Source organism: Duganella sp. OV510 (assembly GCF_900100205.1).
GTDB lineage: Bacteria > Pseudomonadota > Gammaproteobacteria > Burkholderiales > Burkholderiaceae_D > Rugamonas.
In genome coordinates this window covers 71,578-86,643 of the sequence record NZ_FNEQ01000006.1, presented here as the reverse complement: position 1 = coordinate 86,643, position 15,066 = coordinate 71,578, and the positions used below count along the sequence as shown (strand labels likewise).

General features: G+C 63.4%; 17 protein-coding genes and 1 pseudogene. 13 read left to right on the top strand and 5 right to left on the bottom strand.

What is annotated here, in order from left to right; genetic code table 11:
* Positions 1–25: 25 nt before the first annotated feature.
* The gene (locus BLS51_RS16895; protein ID WP_090184934.1) at positions 26–1,210 is read left to right on the top strand and encodes a multidrug effflux MFS transporter; all 1,185 of its coding nucleotides are present in this window, start codon (positions 26–28) and stop codon (positions 1,208–1,210) included.
* Here BLS51_RS16895 and BLS51_RS16890 read toward each other — a convergent pair whose 3' ends face one another.
* Positions 1,211–1,468 carry a hypothetical protein gene (locus BLS51_RS16890; protein ID WP_090184930.1) on the bottom strand — a complete coding sequence of 86 codons (258 nt, stop codon included), beginning with the start codon at positions 1,466–1,468 and terminating at the stop codon, positions 1,211–1,213. It lies immediately after the preceding gene.
* Positions 1,469–1,546: 78 nt separating this feature from the next.
* Between BLS51_RS16890 and BLS51_RS16885 the strand changes: the two genes are divergently transcribed.
* A complete protein-coding gene (locus BLS51_RS16885; RefSeq protein WP_090184927.1) occupies positions 1,547–2,020 on the top strand; it encodes an RrF2 family transcriptional regulator in 474 nt (157 codons plus the stop codon).
* On the opposite strand, the gene BLS51_RS16880 is transcribed toward BLS51_RS16885, so the two are convergent.
* Entirely contained in the window at positions 2,017–2,679 is a 663-nt protein-coding gene (locus BLS51_RS16880; protein ID WP_090184924.1) for a GntR family transcriptional regulator, read from the bottom strand. The two genes, BLS51_RS16885 and BLS51_RS16880, sit on opposite strands and share 4 nt — an antisense overlap.
* A 124-nt stretch (positions 2,680–2,803) precedes the next feature.
* On the opposite strand from BLS51_RS16880, the gene dctP reads away from it, so the two are divergent.
* From dctP to BLS51_RS16830, 11 genes and pseudogenes are all read left to right on the top strand, one after another.
* Positions 2,804–3,820, top strand: a complete 1,017-nt coding sequence (gene dctP / locus BLS51_RS16875; protein ID WP_090184922.1) for a TRAP transporter substrate-binding protein DctP — start codon at positions 2,804–2,806, stop codon at positions 3,818–3,820.
* Positions 3,817–4,374, top strand: a complete 558-nt coding sequence (locus BLS51_RS16870) for a TRAP transporter small permease (RefSeq protein WP_175472604.1) — start codon at positions 3,817–3,819, stop codon at positions 4,372–4,374. The genes dctP and BLS51_RS16870 overlap by 4 nt, the downstream gene beginning before the upstream one ends.
* Positions 4,371–5,720 (top strand): TRAP transporter large permease, encoded by a 1,350-nt coding sequence (locus BLS51_RS16865; protein ID WP_090184918.1) that lies wholly within the window; start codon positions 4,371–4,373, stop codon positions 5,718–5,720. Before BLS51_RS16870 ends, BLS51_RS16865 begins: the two co-directional genes overlap by 4 nt.
* Entirely contained in the window at positions 5,721–7,373 is a 1,653-nt protein-coding gene (mdcA, locus tag BLS51_RS16860; protein ID WP_090184915.1) for a malonate decarboxylase subunit alpha, read from the top strand.
* A gap of 10 nt (positions 7,374–7,383) precedes the next feature.
* Complete coding sequence (mdcC, locus tag BLS51_RS16855) at positions 7,384–7,698, top strand: malonate decarboxylase acyl carrier protein (protein WP_090184912.1); 315 nt, start codon at positions 7,384–7,386, stop codon at positions 7,696–7,698.
* Complete coding sequence (locus BLS51_RS16850; RefSeq protein ID WP_090184909.1) at positions 7,695–8,594, top strand: biotin-independent malonate decarboxylase subunit beta; 900 nt, start codon at positions 7,695–7,697, stop codon at positions 8,592–8,594. The genes mdcC and BLS51_RS16850 overlap by 4 nt, the downstream gene beginning before the upstream one ends.
* Position 8,595: 1 nt before the next feature.
* Positions 8,596–9,312: a biotin-independent malonate decarboxylase subunit gamma gene (locus tag BLS51_RS16845; RefSeq protein WP_090184906.1), complete on the top strand. Its 717-nt coding sequence runs from the start codon at positions 8,596–8,598 to the stop codon at positions 9,310–9,312.
* A pseudogene (locus tag BLS51_RS30280) lies at positions 9,275–9,466 on the top strand (hypothetical protein); the annotation flags it as partial. The gene BLS51_RS16845 and the pseudogene BLS51_RS30280, both read left to right, overlap by 38 nt.
* Positions 9,467–9,619: 153 nt before the next feature.
* Positions 9,620–10,093 (top strand): malonate decarboxylase holo-[acyl-carrier-protein] synthase, encoded by a 474-nt coding sequence (mdcG, locus tag BLS51_RS30275; protein ID WP_229207636.1) that lies wholly within the window; start codon positions 9,620–9,622, stop codon positions 10,091–10,093.
* The gene (locus BLS51_RS16835) at positions 10,090–11,112 is read left to right on the top strand and encodes a triphosphoribosyl-dephospho-CoA synthase (RefSeq protein ID WP_229207617.1); all 1,023 of its coding nucleotides are present in this window, start codon (positions 10,090–10,092) and stop codon (positions 11,110–11,112) included. The genes mdcG and BLS51_RS16835 overlap by 4 nt, the downstream gene beginning before the upstream one ends.
* The gene (locus tag BLS51_RS16830) at positions 11,109–12,020 is read left to right on the top strand and encodes an acyltransferase domain-containing protein (RefSeq protein ID WP_090184900.1); all 912 of its coding nucleotides are present in this window, start codon (positions 11,109–11,111) and stop codon (positions 12,018–12,020) included. The genes BLS51_RS16835 and BLS51_RS16830 overlap by 4 nt, the downstream gene beginning before the upstream one ends.
* Here BLS51_RS16830 and trxC read toward each other — a convergent pair.
* From trxC to BLS51_RS16815, 3 genes are all read right to left on the bottom strand, one after another.
* Positions 12,017–12,475, bottom strand: a complete 459-nt coding sequence (trxC, locus tag BLS51_RS16825) for a thioredoxin TrxC (RefSeq protein ID WP_090184896.1) — start codon at positions 12,473–12,475, stop codon at positions 12,017–12,019. The genes BLS51_RS16830 and trxC overlap by 4 nt on opposite strands.
* Before the next feature lie 75 nt (positions 12,476–12,550).
* Positions 12,551–14,140 (bottom strand): ABC transporter permease, encoded by a 1,590-nt coding sequence (locus BLS51_RS16820; RefSeq protein WP_229207616.1) that lies wholly within the window; start codon positions 14,138–14,140, stop codon positions 12,551–12,553.
* Complete coding sequence (locus tag BLS51_RS16815) at positions 14,137–15,015, bottom strand: ABC transporter ATP-binding protein (protein WP_090184892.1); 879 nt, start codon at positions 15,013–15,015, stop codon at positions 14,137–14,139. The genes BLS51_RS16820 and BLS51_RS16815 overlap by 4 nt, the downstream gene beginning before the upstream one ends.
* Positions 15,016–15,066: the final 51 nt, after the last annotated feature.

Here is a 15,066-nt window from a genome sequence, read left to right as displayed (position 1 = left end):
GGGTCCAACGAACAATACGCTATTCATGAATATTTTGCTGACGCTGCTGCTGGCAGGCCTTTCCATGGTCGGACCGCTGGCCATCGATACCTATCTGCCATCCTTCCCCGCCATCACCCAGGCGTTTGACGCCAGCCCGCTGGTGGTGCAGCAGACGCTGTCGATGTTCCTGTTCTGCTTCTCCTTCATGATGCTGTTTTACGGCACGCTGTCGGACTCCTTCGGCCGCCGCCCGGTGATCCTGGTCTCGCTGGTGGCTTACATCATTGCGTCGGTGGTGGCGGCGATGGCGCCGTCGATCGGCGTGCTGCTGGCCTGCCGCATCGTGCAGGGCCTGGCCGCCGGCGCCGGTTCGGTGGTCGGCCGCGCAATTGTGCTGGACCGTTTCGACGGTGCCGCCGCGCAGAAGATCCTGTCGCATATCATGATGGTGTTCGGCCTGGCGCCGGCGATCGCGCCGGTGCTGGGCGGCTGGCTGCAAGTGGGTTTCGGCTGGCGCTCGATCTTCTGGTTCCTGGCCGCCTTCGGCTTGCTGATGCTGGTGTCGGTGTACCGCGCGCTGCCGGAAAGCCTGCCGGCCAAGGACCGCCATCCTTTCCATCCAGGCGTCATCGCAAAGAACTACTGGAAAGTGCTGTGCCACTACCACTTCCTGCTGCTGGCGGTGGCGGTCGGCATGAGCTTTGCGGGCGTGGCGCTATACATCGGCTCCGCCGCCTACTTTGTGATGAACATCCTGCACCTGCCGGAAACCGCGTTCGCGTGGATGTTCGTGCCGCTGATCAGCGGCATGGTGGTTGGTTCGGCGCTGTCCGGCAAGTTCGCGCACCGGTTCTCGCGCAAGGCGCAGGTATGGGCCGGCTTTGTCGTGATGCTGTCCGCTGGCGTCATCAACGTCGCCTACAACGCCACCTTCACGGCAGCCGTGCCATGGGCGGTGCTGCCGCTGTTTATCTATTCCTTCGGCCTGGCGCTGGCCATGACGCCGGCTTCGCTGATCGCGCTGTCCTACTTCCCCAATAACAGCGGGCTGGCATCGTCGATGCAGTCGTTTATCCAGATGCTGCTGTTTGCACTGGTGTCAGGCCTGGTGGCCCCGCTGCTGTTCGACAGCGCGCTGAACCTGGCGTGGGGCGTGCTGGCCAGCCTGGTGATCAGCGTGATCGCCTGGATGCTGGCACTGATCGGCAAGCCGGTGGTGCACGACTGATCACGGCCAGGGTGCGGGATTCAGGTCGACATACTGCGCCCCGCCCTGCTCCGGTTCCGGCTCATTCTCCAGCCGCGCGCGGCCCGGCGCCTGGGTTGGATTGCGCAAGCCGAGTATCTCCTTGCGCGATTCGACAAAGTCCGCGCTCGACAGCGGATTGTCCTGATCTGGCCAGTTCTCTACCGCCCAGGCCTGCAATTGCTCGAAACGCTGCCACAATTCGCTGATGAACTGGCGGCGTACCTCTTCGTTATCCATGGTGCCTCCTTCAGTTACTCTGCAGTGTGACGCAGGTCGCCATAAGCGTCAGTACGCAAGTTAACGTAAAATAGACGCATGCGCCTTACTTCTTTTACCGATTACTCCCTGCGGACGCTGCTCTACCTGGCAGCCAATCGGGATCGACTGGTCACCATCCAGGACATCGCCGACTTGCACGTCATATCTAAAAACCATTTGATGAAGGTGGTGTACCAGCTCGGCCTGTCGGGACTGGTGGAGACGGTGCGCGGCCGCAATGGCGGCCTGCGGCTGGGCAAGGAGCCCAAGGATATCAATATTGGTGAACTGGTGCGCGCCACCGAGACCGATTTCTTCATGGCGGAATGCTTCGACCGCGACAGCGACACCTGCCCGCTGACCAACGACTGCAAGCTGAAACACACGCTGAACGACGCCACCCGCGCCTTCCTCGCCGTGCTGGATCAGCAAACGCTGGCCGACATGCTGCCGGCCGACCCGGTCCACAATCAGACCAAGCCGATACGCATCATCCGCAACTCGGTCAAGTCGGACAAGGAAAAGGCTTAAGCTGCATCCTGCCGCAGCTGCGGCAGCGATGCCATCAGGTCGGAGAAGCGCTGCCCCTGTATCATCACGTGCTCACGCAGCAGCTGGGCCGCCAGCTCGCCATCGCCATCCAGGATCGCCTTCACCACGCCGTCATGCTCGTTGTATGAATTCGCCAGGCGATTGCGCACGCGCAGTTGCAGCCGGCGATAGGGACGCAGTCGCCGGTATAGCGCGCGCGTCTGCTCGATCAGGAACTGATTGTGGCTGCCGGCGTAGATCGCCTCGTGGAATATCTCGTTCTGATAGTAATAAGTGTCCGGCTCCTGCGCGTCCAGCGCCGCCTGGCAGGCCTGGTGCGCGGCCAGCAAGGCCTGCTGCTCTTCAGGCGTCATACGGCGCGCGGCAAGGCGGCCGCAAGTCGACTCCAGCTCCGACATCACCTCAAACATCTCCACCAGTTGCTGCGGCCCCAGCTCGGCCACGATAGCGCCACGGCGTGGACGTATCACCACCAGTCCCATCGACGATAGCTGGATCAGCGTTTCGCGTATCGGTGTGCGCGACACGCCAAAGCGCGTGGCCAGTTCGGTCTCGTCCAGATGCTGGCCGGGCTTGAGCTGGCCAACAGCGATCATTTCTTCGATCTGTTCGCGGAGGGTGGCGGAGTGTGTCGTCATGATGATGTCATTATATCGCTTGACAATGTATTCGCAACCGCTATTCTTGTATACACAAAAAAGCTTATTGCATATTAAATGCGAATAATGATAATGTTTCTGTACATCAACCCTTGGAGGACGTATGAGTGCCATCACCCGCCGGTCCGTACTAGCAGCGATTGCCGCTAGCCCGTTGTTGTTGCAACCAACTGCTTGGGCCCAAACCTCGCTCAAGATTTCCCATCAATTCCCTGGCGGTACCCTGACCGAAGGCGACTTCCGCGACCGTCTGACGCGCATGTTCGCCGCTGAAGTCGAAAAGCGCTCGAAAGGCGCGCTGAAGTTCGCGGTCTATCCCGGCTCCTCACTGATGAAGACCAACGCCCAGTTCTCCGCCATGCGCAAGGGCGCGCTGGACCTGTCGCTGGTGCCGCTGTCGTATGCCGGCGGCGAAGTACCGGAAGTGAATATCGGCCTGATGCCCGGCCTGGTCACCTCGTATGAACAAGCCTACGGCTGGAAGAACGCCGAAGTGGGCAAGGAACTGTCGCGCATCCTGTACGACAAGGGCATCGTCATGGTCAGCTGGATCTGGCAGGCCGGCGGCATGGCCTCGCGCACCAAGCCGGTACTCGATCCGGACGACGCCAAGGGCATGAAAATCCGTGGCGGCTCGCGCGAGATGGACATGATGCTGAAGGCCGCCGGCGCTGCCGTGGTCACGCTGCCGTCGAATGAAATCTACGCGGCGATGCAGACCGGCGCCATGGAAGCGGCGCTGACCTCCTCCACCTCGCTGATCTCGTTCCGCCTTGAGGAAGTATCGAAAGCGCTGGTCACCGGCCGCACAGGTTCCTACTGGTTCATGCTGGAACCGCTGATGATGTCGCGCGCCATCTTCGACAAGCTGCCGAAAGACCAGCAACAGCTGATCCTGGCCGTTGGCGCGGAGCTGGAAACGTTTGCACTCAAGTCGTCGAAGGAAGACGACCAGCAGGTCGCCGTCGTGTACCAAAAAGCCGGCGCCAAAGTAGCCGACATGAGCGCCGCCTCGCTGAAAAAATGGCAGACCATCGCCCGCAGCACCGCGTGGAAGGACTACAGCGAGAAAAACGCCAGCTGCGCCAACCTGCTTAAACTCGCGGAGAAAACCCTGTGAGCCACGGCGTAGAACTGACGCCATCGCGTGGTCCGGCGCCGCCGGACAATGCGGTGATCGCAGCGCTGACGGCGGCACTGGACAAGCTGAATCGCGGCCTGATGATGCTGTCGATGATGGCGCTGGTGCTGACCGCCATCGTGCTGACCTACTCGGTGGTGTCGCGCTATTTCTTCCAGGCGCCGACCGACTGGCAGGATGAGGCCTCGGTGTTCATGCTGGTGGGTGTCACCTTCTTCACCACCGCCTTCGTCCAGTACCATCGTGGCCATATCGGCATTGAAGCGATTGCGGGCCTGCTGCCGCGCCGCGTGAATGCGGTCCGGCTGTTCGTGGTGGACCTGGCGTCGACGCTGTTCTGCGCTTTCTTCACCTGGAAATCGTGGATGCTGTTCCACGAAGCCTGGGTCGACGGCCAGACCACCTCCTCCACCTTTGCGCCGCCGCTGTGGATACCCTACTCCATGATGGCTGCCGGCATGACGCTGCTGTCGCTGCAACTGCTGCTGCAAACGCTCGCCCGCCTCACCAATAAATCGGAGCCTTCCGCATGAGTGAACTGACTTTGGGCGCGCTGTACGGCGCCGTCACGCTGGTGGTGATGTTCTCCGGGATGCCGATCGCTTTCGCGCTGGGCATCGTCGCCACCGGCTTCATGTACTTCTTCATGCCAGCTTCTTCTCTGGACACGATTACGCAGAACGTCTACGAAGAGATGGCGTCGATCACGCTGCTGTCGATCCCGCTGTTTATCCTGAAGGGTGCGGCGATCGGCAAATCGCCGGCCGGCCGCGACCTGTACTCCGCGATCCACACATGGATGCACAAGATCCCCGGCGGCCTGGGCATCGCCAACGTGTTTGCCTGCGCGCTGTTCGCGGCAATGGCTGGCTCCTCACCGGCCACCTGCTCGGCGATCGGCTCGGCCGGTATTCCGGAGATGCGCAAGCGTGGCTACTCGCCGGGCTTCGCTGCCGGCATCATCGCGGCGGGTGGCACGCTGGGCATCCTGCTGCCGCCGTCGATCACCATGATCCTGTACGCGGTGGCTGCCGAGCAGTCGCTGGGCCGTTTGTTCCTGGCCGGGATCGGACCAGGCATCCTGCTGGTGGTGCTGTTTGCCGGCTATGCCGTCTACCGCGCCCGCAAGGAATACCGCATGGCGCTGGACATCTACCAGAAAGGTGGCGAGAAATCCGCCTATCTGGAAGACGAGCACTTCACACTCAAGGAAAAGGTGGAAATGCTGCCACGCGTGCTGCCGTTCATCGTGCTGCTGATCGGCGTGATGGTGGCGCTGTACGGTGGTTTCGCCACGCCGTCCGAAACCGCCGGCCTGGGTGCGCTGCTGGCGCTCGCGCTGCTGGCGGTCATCTACGGCGTGTGGAAGCCCAAAGACCTGTCGCCCATCCTTGGCTCGTCGATCAAGGAATCGACGATGCTGTTGCTGATTATCGGCATGTCGCTGCTGTATTCGTATGTGATGAGCTACCTGCACATCAGCCAGTCGGCCGCAGCGTGGGTGGTCAGCCTGCACCTGTCAAAATGGGTGCTGCTGGCGGTGATACTATTGATGGTGGTGGTCTTCGGCTTCTTCCTGCCGCCGGTCTCCATCATCCTGATGACCGCGCCAATCATCCTGCCACCGCTGCGTGAAGCCGGCTTTGACCTGATCTGGTTTGGCATCGTCATGACGGTGGTGATGGAAATGGGGCTGATCCACCCGCCGGTGGGGTTGAATATATTCGTCATCAAGAACATCGCGCCGGACATCCCGTTGAAGGATGTGATCTGGGGCGTGTTCCCCTTCCTGTTGCTGATGGTGGTGGCGGTGCTGCTGCTCTGCTTCTTCCCATCGATTGCAACCGGCCTGCCTGACATGATTATGGGAGCAAAATAAATGTCCTGGAACACCTTGCAGCAAAATCGCGATGCGCGATTGCAGCGCGCCCGAACGGCATTGGGTAATCAGCTGGACGGCAAAAGCCTGCCGGCTGCGCGCATCGCCGATTTGCTGCATGCGGTCATCGAATGCGGTGACCGCGTCTGCCTCGAAGGCAATAACCAGAAGCAGGCCGATTTCCTCGGCCACGCGCTGGCCAATCTGGACCCGGCGCGCGTCAACGATCTGCACATGCTGCAATCGGTCCTGGCGCTGCCGGAGCATCTGGATGTCTTCGAGCGGGGCGTCGCCTCGCGGCTGGATTTCTCCTTCTCCGGCCCGCAGGCGGCGCGGGTGGCACGGCTGGCTGCGGCCGGCAAGCTGAATATCGGCGCCATCCACACTTACCTGGAACTGTTCAGCCGCTACTTCATCGACTTGCCGCCGCGCGTTTGCCTGATCGCGGCGGAAGCGGCGGATCGTCACGGCAATCTCTATACCGGCCCGAATACCGAGGACACACCGGCTATCGTTGAGGCGACCGCGTTCAAGCAGGGCATCGTCATCGTCCAGGTCAACAAGCTGGTGGACCAGGTGCCGCGCGTTGACGTGCCGGGCGACTGGGTGGACTTCGTGGTGCAGTCGCCGCGTCCCTACTACATCGAGCCGCTGTTCACGCGCGACCCGGCACAGATTTCCGAAATCCAGGTGCTGATGGCGATGATGGCCATCAAGGGCATCTACGCCGAATACGAGGTACAGCGCCTGAACCACGGCATCGGCTTCGACACCGCCGCCATCGAGCTGCTGCTGCCGACGTATGCCGAATCGCTCGGCCTGCGCGGCAAGATCGGCAAGCACTGGGCGTTGAATCCGCATCCGGCACTGATACCGGCGATTGAAGCGGGCTTCGTGACGTCGATCCATTCCTTTGGTTCCGAGCTGGGCATGGAAGACTACATCCACGCGCGGCCGGACGTGTTCGCGATTGGCCCCGATGGCAGTATGCGCAGCAACCGCGCCATGTGCCAGGCGGCGGGCCACTACGCCTGCGATATGTTCATCGGCTCGACCTTGCAGATCGACTTGCAGGGCAATTCGTCGACCGCGACGGCAGGCCGCATTTCCGGCTTCGGCGGCGCCTCCAACATGGGCGCCGATGCGCGCGGCCGGCGTCACGCCAGCCCGGCGTGGCTGAAGGCCGGCGAACAGGCGCGCGCCGGCCGCAACACCATCCCGCGCGGCCAGAAGCTGGTGGTGCAGATGGTCGAAACCTTCCGCGAACACATGCAGCCTGCGTTTGTCGAGAAACTGGATGCGTGGGAGCTGATGGAACAGGCCAAGATGGCCATCCCGCCAGTGATGATCTACGGCGACGATGTCACGCACATCTTGACCGAGGAAGGCATCGCCAACCTGCTGCTGTGCCGCACCGACGAGGAACGCGAACAGGCGATCCGTGGCGTGGCAGGCTACACGCCGGTCGGACTCGGGCGCGACAAGCGCGCGGTGGAAAATCTGCGCGACCGTGGCATCATCACCCGCGCCGAGGATCTGGGCATCGACAAGCGCCTGGCCACACGCGACCTGCTGGCCGCCCGTAACATGAAAGACCTGGTGCGCGCATCGGGCGGTTTGTACAACCCGCCCAAGCGTTTCCGCAACTGGTAAGGAGCATACGATGGAAACCCTCAATTATCGTTTTGAACAAGGCACGCACCGCCTGACCGCGCCGCCCGAAGTGGTGGGTGTGGTCGGCTCGGGCAATCTGGAAGTGCTGATCGAGCCGGCCGAATTAAACGGCGCCTGCACCATCGAAATTACTACCGCCGCTGTCGGCTTCGGCGCGATCTGGCAAGCGGTGATGAGCGACTTTCACGCGCGCTGGCAATTGGCCGATACGCGCATTTCGATCAACGACATGGGCGCCACGCCGGCCGTCGTCAGCCTGCGCCTCGACCAGGCGGTGGAAACCATGCTGGGAGAAACCTCATGAGCCGCCCTGTCAGCTATCAGGAAGCCACTGCGCGCGAGCGCTTGCAGCATCTGTTCAATCCCGGCAGCTTTGAAGAATTCATTCCCCCATCGGCGCGCGTCACCAGCCCGCACCTGGCGCAGCTGAACGCGCCGGTGGCGTTTGATGACGGCGTGGCGATCGGCCATGCGCTGCTGGGCGGCGTGCCGGTGTACGTGGCGGCGCAGGAAGGCGCGTTCATGGGCGGTGCGGTTGGCGAGGTGCACGGCGCCAAGCTGGTCGGCTTGCTGCGCAAGGCGATCGCCGACAAGGTGGCCGTGGTGCTGCTGGTGGAGTCCGGCGGCGTGCGGCTGCATGAAGCCAACGCCGGCCTGATTGCCGTCTCTGAAGTAATGCGCGCCCTGCTCGACGCGCGCGATGCCGGCGTGCCGGTAATTGCGCTGGTGGGCGGCGCCAATGGCGCGTTTGGCGGCATGGGCATCGTCACGCGCTGCGCCAACGTGGTCATCATGTCGGAAGAAGGACGATTGGCGATGTCCGGCCCGGAGGTGATCGAGACCGCCAACGGCGTGGAGGAATTCGATTCGCGCGACCGTGCGCTGGTCTGGCGCACTTCCGGCGGCAAGCATCGCTACCTGCTGGGCGACTGCCAGCGCATCGTGGCCGATGACGTGATGGCCTTCCGCCAGGCGGCGCAGGAAGCGCTGGCGGCTTTCGCCAATCAGCCGACAGCGCTGACGCTGGAGGCACTGGAAGCCGAACAGAAGATGCTGGAGGCGCGGCTGCAAAACTACGGCACGCTGCACGATCCGGTGGATATCTGGGAAGCGATGCAGGTGCCGGATGCGGCCAACGTGCCGATGCTGGATGTGGACAGCTTTATCGCAGCGGCGGCCTCACACCGTCAGGGAGTCTGAGATGGATTGGAAAAAACTGGCACAGACGCTGTTCCCCGAAGGTCACACCATCGTTGAGCAGAACGCGTTTTTATGCGGTGGCGCGCAAGTGGATGGGCAGGCGGTCGCCGTCATCGGCACCACCGAGCATACGCCGATCGGCGTGGAGATCGCGCTGGCACAGGCGCAGGCGATCCTGCGCACGGTGCGCGACTTCCCCGGCATGCCGATTCTGATGCTGATCGATACGCAGGGCCAGCGCCTGCGGCATCGCGATGAGATGTTGGGCATCAATAGCTATATGGCCCACTTGGGGAAGTGCGTGGATCTGGCGCGGCGCAAGGGTCACAAGATTATCGGCCTGGTGTACGACCAGGCATTGTCCGGGGGATTCATCACCAGCGGCTTGATGGCCGATGCCTGCCACGCCTTGCCCGACGCCACCATCCGCGTGATGGGTTTGCCCGCCATGGCGCGCATCACCAAGGTGCCGGAGGAATTGTTGACCGAGCTGGCGCAAGGTAATCCGGTGTTTGCGCCGGGGCCGGAGAATTACTTGCGCATGGGTGGCCTGGAGTCGATCTGGCACGGCGACCTGGCTGCGCATTTGCGCACGGCGCTGGTGCGGCAGACCACCGGCGATCAGCGTAGCGCGCTGGGCTTGCAGCGTGGCGGGCGTCGTCTGGCGCAGCCGGTGATTGATGCTGTGGTGTCCGGCGGCGATGTCCAGCGAGCTTGAACGCCATACGCTGGTGTGGCTCAGCCCCGCCGGCTGGGAGGGCGCGATAGCCTCCGCGCAGCCCGTACATAAGGCAGCTCTGGCCGAGTGGCGGCAGCAGGACTGGCCAGCCGTAGTGCGCCGCCAGGATGCCGATCTCGCTGCCTGCACCGGAGTCGGCCTCGGCGTCGAAAGGAGCGCGGGTGCGTGCCGGGGTTCTGGTGCTGGTGCTGGTGCTGGTGCTGGTGCTGGTGCTGGTGCTGATGCTGATGCGGGTACGGGTGCGGCTGCGGCTGCGGGCGCGAACAGCGGCGTAGTTTGCCTCGGTGTGCCGCTGCCGCCGGATGCAGCCGGCGTCAAGGTGCGCGTTCCACTGCGCGTCTCGTCCGCACTTGTCGCGCGCGCCACGCCAGCGATCACGTTGCGTGAAGCATTACCCGTCTCCGGCGACTGGCACGATAAGCTGGCCGCGCTATGCGATGCGGCGCCAACGCTGCGTGTCTTTGGCTCGCTGGCCATGCAAACCTTGACCGGCCAGCAGTACGTATCGCCAACATCAGATGTGGACCTGCTGTTTCATCCTTCCAGCCGCAGCCAACTGGAAAACGTCATGTCGCTGTTGACGACGCATGCAGAACACTTGCCGCTGGACGGCGAGCTCGTCTTCCCCGACGGCGCGGCGGTATCATGGAAAGAATGGCGGATGGCGATCACGCATCCAGCCAAGGTAATGGTCAAGGAGCTGCACACCGTGCGCCTGGCCGATACCACATCGCTGCTGGCGACGCTGGAGGCATCATGATGCGCGCACATGGCATCATGCACACACGTACCGCCAGCTTTACGCCACCGGCGCAGCCGCTTGGCCACGCCGCACGGCGGGTATTTGCATGCGAGGTAGCGCGGCTGGCGGTGCGCAGCCTGCACGCCGAATTGTGCCTGTATCCCAAGCCAGGCCTGGTGTCACCAATCGACAGCGGCAGCCATGACGACATGGATGCCGGCACTTTCATGCGCAGCATGTTCGCGCTACGTCACTACTTCAAGAAAATCTGCCTGGCGGGATGGAACGACGCACCGTTTGCGCAGCTGAAGAAACTCGGCATCGCAGCGGAAACGGCTATGCTACGGGCGACGCACGGCATCAACACTCATCGCGGTGCCATCTTCAGCCTCGGCATGCTGTGCGCATCCGCAGGCCGCGCCCGTGCGCAAGGCACGCCACTTACACCGGCAGCATTGCGAGCAGCAATGCTCATACGCTGGGGCGAAGAACTCGCCCAACATGCGGCGCCGGCGGCGTCCACCGCCTCAGACGAACAGGTTCGCTTATTGGCACATGACCGCTCGCACGAGGCTGTGGCGGTACAGCTTGCGGATGCGGTTGGCGTGCAGCAGTCTGCGAGGACACACCTGAGCAACGGCTTGCGCGTGGCAGCGCGGTATGCGGTGAGCGGCGCACGCGAAGAAGGCGCGCTGGGATTGCCATCGGTGTTTGAGATCGGCCTCCCTGCCCTGCTGGCCGCGCGCGCGCGTGGCGCCACCGTCACCGAAGAGCGCGTCGACACGCTCTACACCCTGATGGCCCACATCAGCGACAGCAACGTCTACCACCGCGCCGGCCCGCAAGGTGCGCAGATCGTACGCGATCATGCTGAACGCTTTCTGGCGCAAGGCGGCACGGCCAATGCCCGCTGGCGAACCGACGCGCTGCACAGCCACCGCACCTTCATGCAACACCGCCTCTCACCCGGCGGCGCGGCAGACCTGCTGGCCGCCTGCTGCCTGGTACAGTCGCTCGCCATATTGGACAAGCAATGAGCCGCGCACGTCTGCTGCTGCTATGCCCCGGCCAAGGCGACCAGCATCCCGGCATGTTCGACCTGGCCCGCACCAACGCGGCGGCCAACGCACTTGCGGACCGGCTGCTCAGCGGCCGGCAACTTGACGGCGACATCTACGCCAACCGCATCGCCCAGCCACTGATCGTGACCGCGACACTCAGCATGTGGGAAGCAATCCGCGACTTCGCGCCAACGCCAGCACTGGTCGCCGGCTACAGCATCGGCGAACTGTCGGCCTACGGTGTGGCTGGCGCCATCGCGCCAGCACAGGCGGTAGCGCTGGCGGCACAGCGGGCGCAATGGATGGACGACTGCCAGCGCATAGTCCCCGGCCAGGCGCTGCTGACCATCACCGGATTGACGCTCGCCAGCGCCAGCAAGCTGGCGGCGCAATATGGATATCACATCAGCATAGAAACCGGCGAAGACAGCTGTATTGCCGGCGGGCCCGCCGCGCAAGCGGACCAGCTACAGCAGGCGATTGAAGCAGCGGGCGCACGCAGCCGCCGTCTGCCGGTGGCAGTGGCATCGCACACGCCCTACATGCAAAGTGCCGTCCAGCCGTTCGGCGAGGCCCTGGAAGCAACCACTTTCATGGCACAATTGGCGCCCGTGTTGGCCGGTATCGACGCAAGCGCCATCCGCGACAAAGCACGCGCTGTAGAGACGCTATCGCGCCAGCTGGCCGAGAAAATCCGCTGGCTCGCCTGCATGGACGCCGCCGACGAAGCCGGCATCACCGTCGCGCTGGAACTAGGTCCCGGCAGCGCCCTGTCAAAGATGCTGCAACAACGCCATCCCCACATCAATACGCGTTCAGTGGCGGACTTCCGCACGCTGGACGGCATCGCCAGATGGCTGGAACGCGCCGCCGAAGACGCTTAACGGTTATTCTGCGTCGCCCAGGCGATGATGTTCTGCGCATCCATCGCACCTGGCTGCCGCGCAATCTCGCGCCCGCCCTTGAACAAGGCCAGCGTTGGAATGCTGCGGATCGCATAGCGCGCCGCCAGGTCCTGCGCCTGCTCCGTATCTACCTTCACCACGCGGAACTGCGGCTCCAGCCGCTGCGTTGCCTGCGCGTAGAACGGCGCCATCGTGCGGCAAGGACCGCACCACGGCGCCCAGAAATCCACCAGCACCGGAATGTCGCTGCGCTCGATATGCTTGAGGAAGCGCGCACTGCTCAGGTCCACCGGCGCGCCGGTGAACACCGCTTTCTGGCACTTGCCACACACCGGCTGCGCCGACAGCCTGGCGGATGGCACACGATTCACCGCATCGCAATGCGGACACACGATATGCAGCGACTCTGGCTGCGCGTTACTTGAATTGCTCATCACTGATCTCCCGCTACAAGCTGAGCATGATAATCCAAGGCCGAAATAAATGCCGTACATGGCGAATTACTTCGGCTACCGCCCCGCCTCGCGCTTCGACTCCAGTACGATGCCGCAGACGAACAGCAGCACACCGGTCAGCAAAGTTCCCAGCACGGTCGCATTTGTCGCCACGCCATTGAAGCCGACGACATCCAGCACCGGCACTGTGGCAGCCTGCGTCGCCACATACATCCCGAACAGGAACAATGCCAGAAACAGGCGCGCAGTCCGGCTCAGGCTACCCAACAAGCCGGCTGTTGCCGACAACGCCAACACACCGCACAGCAAAGCCGCCGCGCGCAACGGCGCTGTCGCGAACCAGCGCAGCATGATCGGCGCGGTGAACAGCAGCGCCAGCAGGATGGACGCCAGCCACTGCGCCGCATAAGCGCGTACGCGGCCACCTGGCGTCGCCGCATTCAGGCCGTCGATATCATGCTGAACATCGCGCACGCTGATGTCGCTGATAAGTATGCCCCAGCATAAGGTGGCCGCAATCAGCACCGCGCCCAACTGCGCAGCGCCAGCGACACAGCCAAGCAGCAGCAATACCAAAGCTGCCACGATCGCGGCTGGATTGGTCACCAGCGTCAGCGCCAGCAAAGCCAGCGCACGGCCGACCACACCTGGCGTCCGCGCGGCAAAGCCGAAAAGCGGCCGCGCTACTCTGCCGAAAGGCATCAACCAGCCGTTCAGCAGCGCCAACGGCGACCAGCCTGCACGCCCGGCGCGGACCTTGACGCGGTCTGGCGAAAAGCGATGGAACAGCGGTAGCGCCGGCAACATCAGCACAATGGCCAGTATGGCGCTGCCGAAGCGCGTCCACGCCGCTTGCGCCGTCCATAAGCCATCCGGCAGCCGCAGCGCGGCTATGGCCGGATCGAATTCACCGCCGCCGATAATCAACCCTTTGGATGGCAGCACCTGTTGTACGGCGCTGACGACAGCACCTATGCCAGAGAAATCGAGCAGCTGTAAAGGACTCCAGCCATTGCTGCCGATGGCAGCAGTCGCCCCCACGCCCAGCTGCGCCGCCCAGACAAAAAAATACAGCACATCGCCGCCCTTGCCCATCAACGGCGGCCAGGCGTCAAACAACAGCACCATGCTGGCAGTGAAGAACACCAGCGGCAGCAGCACCAGCGCATAGGTTTGCAGGTAGATGGTCAACTGGATCGGCCCGTCGCCGCGCAGCAGGTGCAGCACCAGCATGGTCGCGAGGAAGATGCATAGCAATCCGCACAGGTAGGCGACATTGCCCAGCCAGCGCCCCAGCAGCAGTACGCTGGAATGGACCGGCGTGGCGGCCAGCACCGCGCCGACGCCGCTGCGCACATCCTCGCCCATCCTGCCACGGGCCAGGTAAAAGCCGGCCAGGCCGAAGAACAGGCCGGTCAACGCTGCGCTGCCCATCGCCAGGCAGGTGCTGGTATAGGCCACGCGGGCATCGTCGCTGACAACCATCGCCTGATTGCGGGCCGTGTCGCCAACCATCAGCCAGGTGAGCACGATCAGCGCCAGCACCGCCACCAGCGTACCGGGACGCCGCATGCGCAGCCGCAGTTCGGTCAGTAGCAGCACCTTGAGCGCGGCGCCGGGCAGCGTCTGGCGAGCCGCCGTCATGCCGCCAGTTCCACGTGGTCGCGGGCCGCGTAACGTTGTGTCATGAGTGCTTCTTCCAGCGTCGGCTCGGCCGGGACCGCACCGGCCAGCGGTGCCGATGGATGGGCAATGCGCAGTGTGACACCATCGGCATGACGCTGCGCCTGCAATACCTGCACTTGCGCGCTTAACGCCTCGTAATCCTGCGCCGGCACGGTGACCGACCAAACCTGGCTACGCGCCCGCTGGACAAAGCTGTCCGGCGTATCGCAGGCTACCAGGCGGCCACGGTTCATGATCGCCAGGCGGCTCGCCATGTTTTCAATGTCCGAAACAATATGCGTCGATACGATCACCAGCTTGCGCAAGCCGATCTCCGACAGCAGGTGGCGGAAGCGCAGCCGCTCTTCCGGGTCCAGGCCAGCGGTAGGCTCGTCGACAATCAGCACGTCGGGTTCATTCAGCAGTGCCTGCGCGATGCCCAGCCTGCGCTTCATGCCACCGGAAAAACCGGCCGCCTGCCGGTGGGCATGGTCGTGCAGGTTGACCAGTTCCAGCAGGCGGCGGATGCGGGCCGGGTCACGCACGCCTTTCAGCGCGGCGAAATACTGCATGAATTCCAGCGCGCTGAGATTCGGATACACGCCGAAGTCCTGCGGCAGAAAACCGAGCCGCGCCCGCATGGCCTCCGGCTTCTTGACGATGTCCACGCCGTCAAACAGGATATGGCCGCTGGTAGGTCTGGCGATGGTGGCGATCATCTGCATCAGCGTGGTCTTGCCGGCGCCGTTATGGCCGATCAAACCGATCACGCCTGCCGACAGGTCGAGACTCACATCGTCGACCGCGCGCACATTCTTCCCATAGGTCTTCACGACATTGCGTAATTCGAGCATGGCACTCCTCAAATGAAAACGGGGCCGTAAGCCGGCCCCGTAAGCTGGAGA

Excerpts from the sequence above, each read along its gene's own strand:
- BLS51_RS16895 (WP_090184934.1), top strand. The coding sequence starts at position 26 with ATGAATATTTTGCTGACGCTGCTGCTGGCAGGCCTTTCCATGGTCGGA.
- BLS51_RS16890 (WP_090184930.1), bottom strand. The coding sequence starts at position 1,468 with ATGGATAACGAAGAGGTACGCCGCCAGTTCATCAGCGAATTGTGGCAG.
- BLS51_RS16885 (WP_090184927.1), top strand. The coding sequence starts at position 1,547 with ATGCGCCTTACTTCTTTTACCGATTACTCCCTGCGGACGCTGCTCTAC.
- BLS51_RS16880 (WP_090184924.1), bottom strand. The coding sequence starts at position 2,679 with ATGACGACACACTCCGCCACCCTCCGCGAACAGATCGAAGAAATGATC.
- dctP (WP_090184922.1), top strand. The coding sequence starts at position 2,804 with ATGAGTGCCATCACCCGCCGGTCCGTACTAGCAGCGATTGCCGCTAGC.
- BLS51_RS16865 (WP_090184918.1), top strand. The coding sequence starts at position 4,371 with ATGAGTGAACTGACTTTGGGCGCGCTGTACGGCGCCGTCACGCTGGTG.
- mdcA (WP_090184915.1), top strand. The coding sequence starts at position 5,721 with ATGTCCTGGAACACCTTGCAGCAAAATCGCGATGCGCGATTGCAGCGC.
- mdcC (WP_090184912.1), top strand. The coding sequence starts at position 7,384 with ATGGAAACCCTCAATTATCGTTTTGAACAAGGCACGCACCGCCTGACC.
- BLS51_RS16850 (WP_090184909.1), top strand. The coding sequence starts at position 7,695 with ATGAGCCGCCCTGTCAGCTATCAGGAAGCCACTGCGCGCGAGCGCTTG.
- BLS51_RS16845 (WP_090184906.1), top strand. The coding sequence starts at position 8,596 with ATGGATTGGAAAAAACTGGCACAGACGCTGTTCCCCGAAGGTCACACC.
- BLS51_RS16835 (WP_229207617.1), top strand. The coding sequence starts at position 10,090 with ATGATGCGCGCACATGGCATCATGCACACACGTACCGCCAGCTTTACG.
- BLS51_RS16830 (WP_090184900.1), top strand. The coding sequence starts at position 11,109 with ATGAGCCGCGCACGTCTGCTGCTGCTATGCCCCGGCCAAGGCGACCAG.
- trxC (WP_090184896.1), bottom strand. The coding sequence starts at position 12,475 with ATGAGCAATTCAAGTAACGCGCAGCCAGAGTCGCTGCATATCGTGTGT.
- BLS51_RS16820 (WP_229207616.1), bottom strand. The coding sequence starts at position 14,140 with ATGACGGCGGCTCGCCAGACGCTGCCCGGCGCCGCGCTCAAGGTGCTG.
- BLS51_RS16815 (WP_090184892.1), bottom strand. The coding sequence starts at position 15,015 with ATGCTCGAATTACGCAATGTCGTGAAGACCTATGGGAAGAATGTGCGC.